Genomic DNA, 13,277 nt, shown 5'->3' on the forward strand with positions numbered 1-13,277 from the left:
GACGGTACGACGCGCGGTTGTACCGTCGTTTTTCAACCCCTATAATCCCCCCGTTAGACTTTCCAACACCTTGCGGGACGACCCGTAAGCGTATCTCACCCGGGGACGGCCCCATCGTTATGGAGCCTGATATGTCCTGGTTAATTCTCTTTATTGCTGGCCTGCTCGAAGTCGTTTGGGCCGTTGGCCTGAAATACACTCATGGTTTTAGCCGCCTGGTGCCAAGCGTGATTACCATTGTGGCGATGATTGCCAGCATGGCGCTGCTGTCGTGGGCGATGAAAAGCCTGCCGGTGGGGACGGCCTATGCGGTATGGACGGGGATTGGCGCGGTTGGCGCGGCGATTACCGGCATTCTGCTGCTGGGCGAGTCGGCAAGCCCGATGCGCATCGCCAGCCTGGCGCTGATTGTGATGGGAATTATTGGCTTAAAAATGAGCGCGCATTAATGGCCTTGGGCGGGCTACGTGTGATGTCGTAGCCCGCCCAAGCGTAGCGCTGCCGGGAAGCGGCACGGCGTTAAATAAACAGCACGCCGACCAGCGTCACCACCGTCAGAATTGCTGCCAGACCGTAGAACACCCATTTCCCGTTCGGGACGTGGATCTTCAGATCATGCATCGCATGGTGAATACGGTGCAGACCACACCACAGCGGCAGAACGATCATCAGGAAGATAAACGCGCGGCCAATCAGGCTGTGGGCAAAGCCCAGCACGCGTTCGTAGCTGAAAGCATCGGCCGGTGCCAGGCCTAACGGCAGCAGCACGCCAACCAGCAGCACGATGACTGGCGCAATAATCGCGCCCCACATGCCGCCTGCACCAAACAGACCCCAGAATACCGGTTCATCGGAACGTTTTGGGTTCGGGTTAATCATACCAGTCTCCTTACCAGAACAGCGCGACAAACAGAATCACCACGCTGACTACCGCGGTAACCACCCAAAGCCCTTTGATAATCGGCTCTGGCCCCATTTTTTCGCTTTTAACGATGATGTTGGCAGCCTTCGGCGCCAGCTCAAACCAGGTTTTGGTATGCAGCAGCGCGGCGGCCAGGGTAATCAGGTTCAGCACCACTACTACGGGGTTTTGCAGGAAACCGACGTAGCCCGCCCAGCTTTCCGCGCCGTGTTTAAGCGCGAACAGGCCGTAAATCAGCACGATACTGAACCACACCGTCGGCACCGCCGTTCCTTCACGCAGCATATAGAAGCGATAAAACGGCAGCTTTCTCCACCAGGTGGACGGCATTGGCCGTACATAGGGTTTGCGTTTAGTCGTCATCATGCACTCCTTAGCGTGGTTTCAGGGTGGCGATAAGAAAGTCTTTCGAGCTTTCCACTTTACCCTGCTGAATGGCGGCTGCCGGGTCGACGTGTTTCGGACACACTTCGGAGCAGTAGCCCACAAACGTACAGGTCCAGACGCCGTTCTGGCCGTTCAGCTGCGCCATGCGTTCTTTCTTACCGTGGTCGCGGCTGTCTTCGTTATAGCGATGCGCCAGGGTAATCGCCGCCGGGCCGATGAACTCTGGGTTCAGGCCAAACTGCGGACAGGCGGCATAGCACAGGCCGCAGTTGATGCAGCCGGAGAACTGGTGGTACTTCGCCATCTGCGCTGGCGTCTGGGTATTAGGCCCCTGATCCGGCGTGCGCGGATTGCCGATGATATACGGCTTAATCGCTTCCAGACTTTCGATAAAGTGGGTCATATCGACCACCAGATCGCGCTCGATAGGGAAGTTTGCCAGCGCCTCGACCTTCATTCCTTTGGTGTATTCACGCAGGAAGGTTTTACAGGCCAGCTTCGGCACCTTGTTGACCATCATGCCGCAGGAGCCGCAGATAGCCATACGGCAGGACCAGCGGTAGCTCAGGTCCGGTGCGAGGTTATCTTTGATGTAGCCCAGGGCATCCAGCAGTGAGGTCTGCTCATCGTAAGGCACCTCATAGAAGGCGCTGTGCGGTGCGCTGTCCACTTCCGGGTTGTAGCGCACAATCTCAATTTTTAAATTCTGCATCTCAGCCATTCGCCGTCTCCTTCTTCTCGGCCGCTTCGGCTTCTGCGCCATAGACGCGTTTTGCCGGTGGCAGGGTCGTTATCTTCACATCGCTGTAGTCGAGGCGCGTAGTGCCGTCGGCGTCGCGGAAGGCGAGGGTATGTTTGAGGAAGTTGACGTCGTCACGTTCGGTACAGCCTTCGTCCAGACGCTGGTGTGCGCCGCGAGACTCTTTACGCGCCATGGCGGAGTGCGCCATACATTCAGCCACGTTCAGACCATGGCCCAGCTCGATGGTATAGAGCAGGTCGGTGTTGAAGACGCTTGAGGTATCGGTAATGCGGACGCGCTTGAAGCGCTCCTGCAGTTCCGCCAGCTTATCGATGGTTTTCTGCATCAGCTCCGGCGTACGGTAAATACCGCAGCCTTCTTCCATCGACAGACCCATTTCGTCGCGGATCTTCGACCAGCTTTCGCTGCCTTCCTGATTCACCAGCGCTTTCAGGCGGTTTTCGATGTCGTTGACCTGCGCGTCCAGCGCGCTGCCGTTGGCTTCACCGGCGGTTGCCGCGCGAGCCATCGCCTGCTCACCGGCCATGCGGCCAAAGACCACCAGTTCTGCCAGCGAGTTGGAGCCCAGACGGTTGGCGCCGTGCAGGCCGACGGAAGAACATTCGCCGACGGCAAACAGCCCTTTAATGCGGGTTTCACACTGCTGGTCGGTTTCGATACCGCCCATGGTGTAGTGCGCGGTTGGGCGCACCGGAATCGGCTCTTTCACCGGGTCGACGCCAACGTAGGCTTTCGCCAGTTCGCAGATGAACGGCAGACGTTCCAGCAGTTTTTTCTCGCCGAGATGGCGCAGGTCGAGGTAGACCACGTCGCCGCGCGGCGTAGGCACGGTGTTGCCTTTGCGCCATTCGTGCCAGAAGGCCTGGGAGACTTTGTCGCGTGGACCCAGTTCCATATATTTGTTTTTCGGCTCGCCCAGCGGGGTTTCCGGGCCCATGCCGTAATCCTGCAGGTAGCGATAGCCGTTTTTGTTGACCAGAATACCGCCTTCACCGCGGCAGCCTTCGGTCATCAGGATGCCCGAACCCGGCAGGCCGGTCGGATGATACTGGACGAACTCCATGTCGCGCAGCGGAACGCCGTGGCCCAGCGCCATGCCCATGCCGTCACCGGTGACGATGCCGCCGTTGGTGTTATAGCGATAGACGCGGCCTGCGCCGCCGGTGGCCATCACCACCGCGTTGGCGCGAATTTGCACCATCGTGCCTTCCATCATGTTCATCGCCACCAGGCCGCGAGCCTGACCATCATCGACCAGAATGTCGAGGACGAAGTGCTCATCAAAGCGTTGGATTTGCGGGAACTGAAGGGAGGTCTGGAACAGGGTATGCAGCATGTGGAAGCCGGTCTTATCGGCGGCAAACCAGGTGCGTTCAATCTTCATTCCGCCGAAGCGGCGAACGTTGACGCTGCCGTCAGGACGGCGGCTCCACGGGCAACCCCACTGTTCGAGCTGGGTCATTTCGGTTGGGCAATGATGGACGAAGTAATCGACGACATCCTGCTCGCAAAGCCAGTCGCCACCGGCGACGGTGTCGTGAAAATGGTATTCGAAGCTATCATGGTCCTGTGCGACGGCGGCGGAGCCACCTTCAGCGGCCACGGTGTGGCTGCGCATAGGATAAACTTTTGAGATCAATGCGATTTTGGCTTTTGGATTGGCCTGAGCGGCTGCGATAGCAGCACGTAATCCGGCCCCGCCTGCGCCAATAATGGCTAGATCGGCTTGAAAGGTTTGCACGACATTCCTCCAGATTTTTGTTATTTCACAACAGGCTGCGTGGGGGGATATCACGTGGCCTGCGCAAAAACGTTTCCACTGCTCCTTTATGGGTAAAGCAGTATACCCGTAGGGTTGTGGGGGAAATTTGATGTGTTCGATTTTTTTGTCGTTATGTGCGGCTATTTATCACTGTAGCTGATGAATTACATTGCGGAATTAATTAGGGAAATGTTGCTCTCGGCCATAGGGGAAATGGTTGAGCAATATTTGTGTCGTGTATCACTTGCGGGTAGACTTCGTGCCCTTGTCTGAAATCGGAGAAAAAAACATGAGCGAGACGGCAACCTGGCAGCCGAGCGCATCCATCCCTAACCTGTTAAAGCGTGCGGCACTGATGGCGGAAATTCGCCGTTTCTTCGCCGACCGTGGAGTACTGGAGGTGGAGACGCCTTGTATGAGCCAGGCAACGGTAACTGACATTCATCTGGTTCCGTTTGAGACTCGCTTTGTTGGCCCAGGTCATTCTCAGGGAATGAACCTGTATCTGATGACCAGCCCGGAATACCACATGAAGCGCCTGCTGGCAGCAGGGTGTGGCCCGGTGTTCCAGCTTTGCCGTAGCTTCCGCAACGAAGAGATGGGTCGCCACCATAACCCGGAATTCACCATGCTGGAGTGGTATCGCCCGCACTTTGATATGTATCGTCTGATCAATGAGGTAGACGATCTGCTGCAGCAGGTGCTGGAAACCCAGCCGGCGGAGAGCCTCTCCTATCAGCAGGCGTTCCAGCGTCATCTGGAAATTGATCCGCTGTCTGCCGACAAAACGCAGCTGCGCGAAGTCGCAGCGAAGCTCGACCTGAGCAACGTGGCGGATACCGAAGAAGACCGTGATACGCTGCTGCAGCTGCTGTTTGCTTTCGGCGTCGAGCCGCATATCGGTAAAGACCGCCCAACCTTCGTTTATCACTTCCCGGCAAGCCAGGCGTCGCTGGCGCAGATCAGCGCTGAAGACCATCGCGTGGCCGAACGCTTTGAGGTTTACTTCAAGGGGATTGAGCTGGCGAACGGCTTCCACGAGCTGACCGATGCGCGCGAACAACAGCAGCGCTTTGAGCAGGACAACCGTAAACGTGCGGCGCGCGGATTGCCGCAGCAGCCTATCGATCAAAATCTGCTGGATGCGCTGGCCGCTGGCCTGCCGGACTGTTCCGGCGTGGCGCTGGGCGTTGACCGCCTGATCATGCTGGCGCTGGGGACGGAAACGCTGGCTGAGGTGCTGGCCTTTAGCGTTGATCGCGCGTAACCCTCTCTTCGTTAAGATAAAATGGCGCTTTATGCGCCATTTTTAGTCATATATTTCCAAATTCCCTCTTAAGGTCACAAGATTTGTCTGGTTATTTGCTATTATCCAGCCAGCAATTTCTCGCGTCGATTTTCCGTTGCCTTGCTCTCGCAAGCATGCAGCGCGGTGCCCTGTCGATGTGTAAAAAAATGTTCTGAAATAAGGGATGGTCATATGACCCAATCAATTAAAAAGATGAGCCTGATAGGACTCATCCTAATGATATTTACGTCAGTATTTGGCTTTGCCAATAGCCCCTCTGCCTTTTATTTGATGGGCTATAGTGCAATCACCTGGTATATATTCTCCGCGCTTTTATTCTTTATCCCCTTCGCCTTAATGATGGCTGAAATGGGCTCGGCGTATCGTAAAGAAGAGGGCGGGATCTATTCCTGGATGAATAATAGCGTGGGTCCACGCTATGCGTTTATCGGCACCTTTATGTGGTTCTCTTCTTATGTGGTCTGGATGGTGAGTACCTCCGCCAAGGTGTGGGTGCCGTTCTCTACCTTCCTGTTTGGCTCTGATATGACGCAGCACTGGAGCGTGGCAGGGTTGCAGTCGACGCAGGTTGTGGGGCTGCTGGCCGTCGTCTGGATGGTGCTGGTCACCACGGTAGCCTCGAAAGGTATTAATAAGATTGCCCGCATTACCGCCGTTGGTGGTATTTCCGTAATGTGTCTGAATTTAGTTTTATTGTTAGTGAGTATTGCCATTTTGTTATTAAATGGCGGCCACTTCGCACAACCACTTAATTTCACTATCTCGCCTAACCCTGGTTATCAGTCCGGTCTGGCGGTATTATCGTTTGTGGTATTCGCTATTTTTGCTTACGGCGGTATTGAAGCCGTTGGCGGTCTGGTGGATAAAACCGAGAAGCCGGAAAAGAACTTTGCGAAAGGAATTGTGTTTGCGGCGATTGTTATTTCTATCGGTTATTCGCTGGCGATCTTCCTGTGGGGCGTGAGCACCAACTGGCAGCAGATTCTGAGCGACCGTTCGGTGAACCTCGGCAACATTACCTATGTGCTGATGACCAGCCTGGGCTCAACGCTTGGCAACGCCATGCACCTGTCGCCGGACGTGGCGGCAACCGTGGGCGTGTGGTTTGCGCGTATCACCGGTCTGTCGATGTTCCTCGCCTACACCGGGGCATTCTTCACCCTGAGCTACTCGCCGCTGAAGGCGATTATTCAGGGGACGCCAAAAGCGCTGTGGCCGGCGTCGATGACCCGCCTGAACGCCAACGGCATGCCGTCCACCGCGATGTGGATGCAGTGCCTGCTGGTGAGCGCATTTATTCTGCTGGTGTCGTTTGGTGGCGATACCGCGTCGGCGTTCTACAACAAGCTGACGCTGATGGCGAACGTGTCGATGACCCTGCCGTACCTGTTCCTGGCGCTAGCCTTCCCGTTCTTTAAGGCCAAAATGGATCTTGAACGTCCGTTTGTGATTTTCAAAAACAAAGGCTCGACCCTGCTGGCAACCAGCGTGGTGGTGCTGGTCGTGACCTTCGCGAACATCTTCACCATTATTCAGCCGGTGATTGAGGCAGGGGACTGGAGCAGTGCAATGTGGATGGTTGGCGGGCCAATCTTCTTCTCGCTGCTGGCGATGGCGATTTATGAGAACTACCATCGCCGTATTAACCGTCAGCCGGTTCTGGTGGCAGAGTAAATCAGTGGTAGCCCGGCGTCGGTGCTTACGCGCCTCGTCCGGGCTACCTATGTATTACAGACTTCCCGGCTGACGTTTGCCTGCGGAGGTCAGCGTTCTTCCCGTTTTCCGGCCATCCAGGGTTTCCAGACGCATCTGGAACGGTGGGAACGGCATATCGATACCGTGCTGGCGGAAACCGGCCAGAATCAGCTGGTGCAGCTCGTGACGCAGCGGCATACGGTGGCCCATCTCGGCGGCGTAGATACGCAGTTCGAAAATTTGAATCCCCTGCTGTAAATCCACAAGAAACGCTTCTGGTGCCGGATTATCAATCACCAGCGAACAGCGGTGCGCGGCGGTCAGCAGGATCTGCGCCACCTCTTCGCTGTTGGCGTCCGACGGCGCCGGAATGCTTAATACCACGCGGGTAACCGAATCCGATAGCGACCAGTTGATGAACTGCTCGGTGATAAACGCCTTATTCGGCACGATAATCTCTTTGCGGTCCCAGTCGCTGATGGTCGTCGCACGCGTGTTAATGCGCGTGACGCTACCGGTCAGGTCGCGGATGGTAACCGTATCGCCGATGCGAATCGGCTTCTCAAACAGAATAATCAGGCCGGAGATGAAGTTGGCGAAAATCTCCTGCAAACCAAAGCCGAGGCCGACACCGAGTGCGGCGACCAGCCATTGCAGCTTCGACCACTCAATCCCCAGCAGTGAGAAGCCCATCAGGCCACCAATCATCATCAGGATGTACTTGGTGATGGTGGTGATGGCATAGCCAGTGCCCGGCGTTAAATCCAGGTGTTGCAGAATGGCCAACTCAAGCAGTGCCGGAAGGTTACGTACCAACTGGGTGGTGATGATTAGCACCAGAATGGCAATCAGCACTGCACCAAGCGTGATCGGTTCCAGGCTCTCTACGCCCTGTACGGTGGAGGTGACGTCCCACAGCGAAATGTTCTCAAGGAAGCCGAACGCCGAGTGGATTTCTGACCACAGGATAATCACCGACACGAGCGCAATCAGCATTAGGATGGAGCGGACCAGACGCAGCGACTGCTCGCTGATGGTGTCGAGGTCGACTTCGCTCATCTCCATCTCCGCCGAGCCTTCCAGGCTGGTGGCATGCGGCTCTTCTTCCCCACGGGCGCGGTGCGCCAGCATCTCGGCGCGCTTATGTTTGGCGCGATCGAACGCCAGACGGCGGCGCTGAATCAACATCCAGCGGCGGATGACGTGGTAAATCACCAGCAACAAGAACCAAATAGCAACCGAGGTTTCCAGACGCGCCAGCAGCGCCTGCGAGGTGGCGAGGTAGCCCACCGCCGCGGTGAAAATCGCCAGCAGAGGCGCGCCAATCATCAGGTTCCACAGCAGCAGGTTGATACGGTTCTCGCCGCTGCCGCTTTTATCGAGATACAGCGGGATACCGGCGCGTTTCAGGCTCAGCGTCACCATTGCCAGCGCCCCGCAAATCAGGATGAAGCAGAGCCTGCCGAGCGACGCGGAGAATTCCCGATCGTTGAGATTATCGAACATGATTAGCGCCATAATCAGCGGCACGATAAGCCCGATGCTCATCAGGTAGTAGCGCATAGCGCGGGCCACGCGGTGCTGCGGCCAGCCAAAGTGGACGATAAACAGGCCGTTGCTGCGGGCAAACGCCGCACAGATCATCACCACCCATAGCAGCGGTACGGTAGCGGTGACGCCATCGCCCACGGCGACCGCGAGCGGGAAGGGCCACGCCTCCTGTAGGCCATAGCCGAGCGTTGCCCATAGCACGGGTAACGGCGAGGCTACCAGAATTGACCAGAAGACCGTGCGCAGGGTCAGCCAGAAGTGATCCTGGGTGACTTTACCGACGCGGGCGCTGGAACGTTCCAGAAAACGGGTGAAGTGCTTGCGTGAGCTAATGCTGAAGCCGACCAGTAGCAGTGCCCCGAACAGCGGGAACAGCGTCTGGCGGCTGGTGAGCATCATCATGCTGGCTTTGCCAAGCTGGCTAAAGGTGTCGAGCGAGATCAGGCGGCGCAGGTCCTGCACAATCTCGATCGGCCAACTGAAGTCGATAGGCCGCACGTCGGAGGTCCAGAACAGGTAGCGGTGGGTCGCTTCGTTGACCTCTTTTAGCGCGTCTTCCAGCTGGCTGTTGGAGACTTTGAGCTTGGTCAGCTCGAGAATTAGCGTGTCGCCGCCCTGCAGCAGGGAGTTGAGTAATTCGCGCTGGGTGCGCAGCTGGGCTTCAAGAATGCGGTTCTCTTCGCTGGTCAACGGCTGGCCGTCGGCCTGACGAATCTGGCGCAGCTGCGGCTGCTTGTTCAGCAAGTCTTCATAGCGCAGACGATGCACGCGCAGCTGGGCCATTTCGGTATCAAGCTGCTGAGGTTTTGGCATTTCAGGCAGGCGAGCAACCTGCGCACGTAGCGCCTCACCGAGCAGGTTAGACGAGCCCAGCCACTGCGACTGCTCGCGCAGCGTATTCAGGGCCTGACGCACCTGTAGCGTTTGATTGGCAGCCTGACGCTGCTGTGAAGCCACCAGATCCATACGCTGGGCCTGCTGGTTCAGCGCCTGCGAAAGCTCACGGTTAATTTTGAACTGGTCAACGATGCCCGTCGGCAGGTTTTCGCTGTTTTCCGCCAGCAGTTCGGTGCTTTCCAGCGCCCGTTCGGCTTCGCGCTGACGCTGGCTGTTAAGCTGGTTACGCAGGGCTTGCAGATAGGCATCCAACTGCTCGCTTTGCTTCTGTGCCAGCTCAGAGCGCATGCGCGCCAACTCCTGGCGGTTATTGGCGGAGAGCTGCGCCAGCTCGAGTTCATCAACCAGCGCTTTCAGCTTGCTGGAATCGGCTTGTAGATTGAGACTTTGTGCCTGCGCCAGCGGCGTATTAGCGGCCAGCGTCCCGATGCGGCGTTCTACGTCGTTGAGCTGGCGACGCGCATCGGTCTGCTGCTGGGGAAGCTGGTTCAGGGAGTCGGCGATATCGCGGGCGCGCTCCTGCTCCTGTTGGGCAAGGCGGCTTTTTTCCAGTAGCTGGCTGCTGACCTGCAAAATCTCCTGATTCAGCGCATCGGTGCTCATGCCTTCAGGCACCGGGCGCGGATCGTCGCGCAGGTTGTTGAGCTGATTACGTAGCGTCTGGGAGAGTTTGGGGAAGTTGTCGATAACCTGCTGGTACTGCGCGGCGCGCTCAAGAGAGCTTTTCTGCTCCTCGAGCGCGGTCAGGGCATTTTGTAACGCTTCGACGGTTTCAGGCTGGGCGGGCTTTGCCGCCTTTGCCTGTTCCAGTTCCTGGGCAATTTGTCGAGCGTTGGGGGCCGTCGCTGCGTACGCCCCCTGGCTGAGGCACCAGGCCATCAGTAAAGTGATAATCAGGCGCACGTCAGACCCTTATTGTGTGATTAACTTTTTTCTTGCGTGTTGTCTGCCTTCGGGGCGACATCCTGCTCTACAGCAGATTCAACAGTTGGCTCTACGACGGCTTCGGCCGCAGGCTCAACGACAGGTTCAACAACCGGTGCGGCCTCAGCTTCAACCACAGCTTCGGTGGAAATAGCCAGCGGCTCGCCAAGCTTAGTGACGGACAGATTTTTCAGCTGTTCCATCAGCGTGACTTTACCCGGCGCAAACAGGTTGATAACCGTAGAGCCCAGCTTGAAGCGGCCCATCTCCTGGCCTTTCAGCAGCGCCACTGAACCTTCCTGATCGCCCGCTGGGTAGGTCCAGCGCTTAATCACGCCTTCACGCGGTGGCGTTACGGTACCTGCCCAGACGGTTTCGATGCTACCCACGATAGTCGCACCGACCAGAATCTGCGCCATTGGGCCAAATTCAGTATCGAACAGGCAGATAACGCGTTCGTTACGGGCAAACAGATTCGGGACGTTCTGCGCGGTCAGGTGGTTCACGGAGAAGAGATCGCCCGGCACGTAAATCATTTCACGCAGAATACCGTTGCACGGCATATGCACGCGGTGGTAGTCGCGCGGCGACAGGTAGGTGGTCGCGAAGCTGCCGTTACGGAACAGGTCAGCCATGATGTAATTACCCGCGAGCAGCGCTTCCAGCGAGTAGTTATGACCTTTGGCCTGCAGAATTTTGTCGTCTTCGATCGCGCCAAGCTGGCTAATTACGCCATCGGCTGGCATCACCAGCACGCCTGGGTCGGTATTCACCGGGCGGGCATCGTCACGCAGCGGGCGAACGAAGAAATCGTTGAAAGTGCGGTAGCTGGCGGTGTCCGGCTTCTGCGCTTCTTTCATATCGACCTTGTAGAACTTCACGAACAGATCGATAACCAGTTTAGTCAGCCATCCCGCTCGTTTGCTCGCACCCCAGCCTGCGAGACGCGTAAGCCACAGTTTAGGCAGAATGTATTGCAGTGAAAGTTTAAACGAGTTTAACAAGGTAGCCTCCAGGCCATTATGTGTCGATCCTAATCCGACGACGGGCGTCGGATCTTAAAAAGAAAAGCGGCCGATTCTAGCGACTGTTGACGAAAATGTCAGTCGGCAAAATCATAGTTCTCAATTATCTATGTCTGAAAAGTTTTTACGCGTTTTTACCTGCGCCATGGTTTCCAGAATGCGGTGATAATTTTCGAAACGAGTCTCGGCAATCTTCCCTTCCTCTACGGCTGCACGGATAGCACAGCCTGGGTCAGTATCATGTTTACAGTCGCGATACTTACAGTGTCCAAGGTAGTCGTGGAATTCGACAAAACCATTGGTAATTTGTTCCGGCTCAAGGTGCCACAGGCCAAATTCACGCACCCCCGGTGAGTCGATCACATCGCCGCCGTGCGGGAAGTGGTAAAGACGTGCAGCGGTAGTGGTGTGCTGGCCGAGACCAGAGACATCGGAAACGTCGTTGGTCAGAATGCGGTCGTCGTTGAGCCCCAGCAGGGCGTTCAACAGGCTGGATTTACCCACGCCAGACTGTCCGGCAAAGATGCTGATGCGGTTGGTCAGCGCGGCTTCCAGCGGCTTTAAGCCGTCCTGGGTGTGGCTGGAGGCCATCAGAACGGTGTAGCCAATGTTGCGGTAGATATCCATCTGCTCGTTGACGAACGCCATGCCTTCATCGTCCAGCAGGTCGATTTTGTTCAGCACCAGCAGCGGCTCAACGCTCAATGTTTCGCAGGCGACGAGATAACGGTCGATAATATTCAGCGACAGCTCGGGCAAAATGGCAGAAACAATGACTATCTGATCGATGTTGGCGGCAATGGGCTTCACGCCGTCGTAAAAGTCAGGGCGCGTCAGTACCGAGGTGCGCTCGTGCACCGCTTCAACGATACCTTTAACGTTCACCCCTTCGGCGGCGGTTTTACCCGGACGCCACACAACGCGGTCGCCGGTAACCAGCGAACGGATGGTGCGGCGGATGTTGCAGCGGTGGGTTTCACCGTCGGCGGATTCCACGTCGGCATGCATGCCAAAGCGGCTGATGACGACCCCTTCGGCGGCTTCGCCAAACAGGTTGTCGTCGTAATCTGGCTTCTCCGCGGCTGTTGTGAGGCGGCGCTGGTGGTTCGCCTTAACGCGGCGCTGCTGACCTTTGGAGAGTTTATTTTTACTCAATCGTGCTGACTCCTGGTCGCCCATATCGGGCAAAACCTCTATGATACACGCTAATTAATACTAGTTAACCCGCAGCGGCAGGTTAGACAAGAAGGGTGGAAAATAGCATGAGTGCAGATGAAAACAACCTCATTTGGATCGATCTGGAGATGACGGGTCTGGATCCCGAGCGCGATCGCATTATTGAAATCGCCACGCTGGTGACCGATGCACAGCTGAATATTCTGGCGGAAGGGCCGACCATTGCCGTTCACCAATCTGATGCGCAGCTGGCGCTGATGGATGACTGGAACGTGCGTACCCACACCGGCAGCGGCCTGGTGGAACGCGTGAAGGCAAGCACCATGGGCGACCGTGAAGCGGAGCTGGCGACGCTGGAATTCTTAAAGCAATGGGTGCCTGAAGGCAAATCACCAATTTGTGGTAACAGTATCGGTCAGGATCGTCGCTTCCTGTTTAAATACATGCCGGAGCTGGAGTCCTACTTCCACTATCGCTATCTGGATGTCAGCACCCTGAAAGAGCTGGCTCGTCGCTGGAAGCCGGAAATTCTGCCGGGCTTTAAAAAGCAGGGCACTCACCAGGCGATGGACGACATTCGTGAGTCGGTGGCGGAACTGGCCTACTACCGCGAACATTTTATTCAGCTTTAACGTGCTAAAGGGATGAGTTGGCGCTAAAATAGCCAACCTGCCGATTTATCCAGCACTTGAACGGTTTTTTAAAAAAAACGCTTCAAGGGGGGTTGCAGGGGGAAAGAATTCTCGTATAATACGCCTCCCGTAACGAAGCAGAAATGCGAATTACGACAGCAACAAAAATTGCCAGATTTTGCGGGAATAGCTCAGTTGGTAGAGCACGACCTTGCCAAGGTCGGGGTCGCGAGT

The 13,277-nt window shown here is 56.5% G+C and carries 11 protein-coding genes; 4 read left to right on the forward strand and 7 right to left on the reverse strand.

Annotated features, from left to right (window positions below):
- The first annotated feature begins 131 nt into the window (after positions 1-131).
- Complete coding sequence (sugE, locus tag V6944_RS21890; RefSeq protein ID WP_185669301.1) at positions 132-449, forward strand: quaternary ammonium compound efflux SMR transporter SugE; 318 nt, start codon at positions 132-134, stop codon at positions 447-449.
- 70 nt (positions 450-519) lie between these two features.
- Here the strand turns inward: sugE and frdD are convergent, their stop codons facing one another.
- The 4 genes from frdD to frdA are packed head-to-tail and all read right to left on the reverse strand — an operon-like array spanning position 520 to position 3,813.
- Positions 520-879, reverse strand: coding sequence for a fumarate reductase subunit FrdD (gene frdD / locus V6944_RS21895; protein WP_035894225.1), 360 nt, complete (start codon positions 877-879; stop codon positions 520-522).
- Positions 880-889: 10 nt separating this feature from the next.
- Positions 890-1,285: a fumarate reductase subunit FrdC gene (frdC, locus tag V6944_RS21900; RefSeq protein WP_333012446.1), complete on the reverse strand. Its 396-nt coding sequence runs from the start codon at positions 1,283-1,285 to the stop codon at positions 890-892.
- Positions 1,286-1,295: 10 nt separating this feature from the next.
- Complete coding sequence (frdB, locus tag V6944_RS21905) at positions 1,296-2,030, reverse strand: fumarate reductase iron-sulfur protein (protein ID WP_333500512.1); 735 nt, start codon at positions 2,028-2,030, stop codon at positions 1,296-1,298.
- Complete coding sequence (frdA, locus tag V6944_RS21910) at positions 2,023-3,813, reverse strand: fumarate reductase (quinol) flavoprotein subunit (RefSeq protein ID WP_333500513.1); 1,791 nt, start codon at positions 3,811-3,813, stop codon at positions 2,023-2,025. Before frdA ends, frdB begins: the two co-directional genes overlap by 8 nt.
- A 310-nt stretch (positions 3,814-4,123) precedes the next feature.
- Between frdA and epmA the strand changes: the two genes are divergently transcribed.
- Entirely contained in the window at positions 4,124-5,101 is a 978-nt protein-coding gene (gene epmA / locus V6944_RS21915; RefSeq protein ID WP_185669303.1) for an elongation factor P--(R)-beta-lysine ligase, read from the forward strand.
- Between the two features lie 213 nt (positions 5,102-5,314).
- A complete protein-coding gene (gene yjeM / locus V6944_RS21920) occupies positions 5,315-6,817 on the forward strand; it encodes a glutamate/gamma-aminobutyrate family transporter YjeM (protein ID WP_333500514.1) in 1,503 nt (500 codons plus the stop codon).
- Positions 6,818-6,871: 54 nt separating this feature from the next.
- On the opposite strand, the gene mscM is transcribed toward yjeM, so the two are convergent.
- From mscM to rsgA, 3 genes are all read right to left on the reverse strand, one after another.
- Positions 6,872-10,189, reverse strand: a complete 3,318-nt coding sequence (gene mscM / locus V6944_RS21925) for a miniconductance mechanosensitive channel MscM (RefSeq protein WP_333500515.1) — start codon at positions 10,187-10,189, stop codon at positions 6,872-6,874.
- Positions 10,190-10,209: 20 nt separating this feature from the next.
- A complete protein-coding gene (gene asd / locus V6944_RS21930; RefSeq protein ID WP_333500516.1) occupies positions 10,210-11,214 on the reverse strand; it encodes an archaetidylserine decarboxylase in 1,005 nt (334 codons plus the stop codon).
- A 120-nt stretch (positions 11,215-11,334) separates the two neighbouring features.
- Complete coding sequence (gene rsgA / locus V6944_RS21935; RefSeq protein WP_185669306.1) at positions 11,335-12,390, reverse strand: small ribosomal subunit biogenesis GTPase RsgA; 1,056 nt, start codon at positions 12,388-12,390, stop codon at positions 11,335-11,337.
- Positions 12,391-12,497: 107 nt separating this feature from the next.
- On the opposite strand from rsgA, the gene orn reads away from it, so the two are divergent.
- Positions 12,498-13,043 (forward strand): oligoribonuclease, encoded by a 546-nt coding sequence (gene orn / locus V6944_RS21940; RefSeq protein ID WP_185669307.1) that lies wholly within the window; start codon positions 12,498-12,500, stop codon positions 13,041-13,043.
- Positions 13,044-13,277 lie beyond the last annotated feature (234 nt).

It is taken from the genome of Kluyvera sp. CHPC 1.2972, from assembly GCF_036759925.1.
Classification (GTDB): domain Bacteria; phylum Pseudomonadota; class Gammaproteobacteria; order Enterobacterales; family Enterobacteriaceae; genus Kluyvera.

Bases quoted from the DNA above. Each gene is read 5' to 3' on its own strand.
- sugE (WP_185669301.1), top strand. From the start codon at position 132: ATGTCCTGGTTAATTCTCTTTATTGCTGGCCTGCTCGAAGTCGTTTGG.
- frdD (WP_035894225.1), bottom strand. From the start codon at position 879: ATGATTAACCCGAACCCAAAACGTTCCGATGAACCGGTATTCTGGGGT.
- frdC (WP_333012446.1), bottom strand. From the start codon at position 1,285: ATGACGACTAAACGCAAACCCTATGTACGGCCAATGCCGTCCACCTGG.
- frdB (WP_333500512.1), bottom strand. From the start codon at position 2,030: ATGGCTGAGATGCAGAATTTAAAAATTGAGATTGTGCGCTACAACCCG.
- epmA (WP_185669303.1), top strand. From the start codon at position 4,124: ATGAGCGAGACGGCAACCTGGCAGCCGAGCGCATCCATCCCTAACCTG.
- yjeM (WP_333500514.1), top strand. From the start codon at position 5,315: ATGACCCAATCAATTAAAAAGATGAGCCTGATAGGACTCATCCTAATG.
- orn (WP_185669307.1), top strand. From the start codon at position 12,498: ATGAGTGCAGATGAAAACAACCTCATTTGGATCGATCTGGAGATGACG.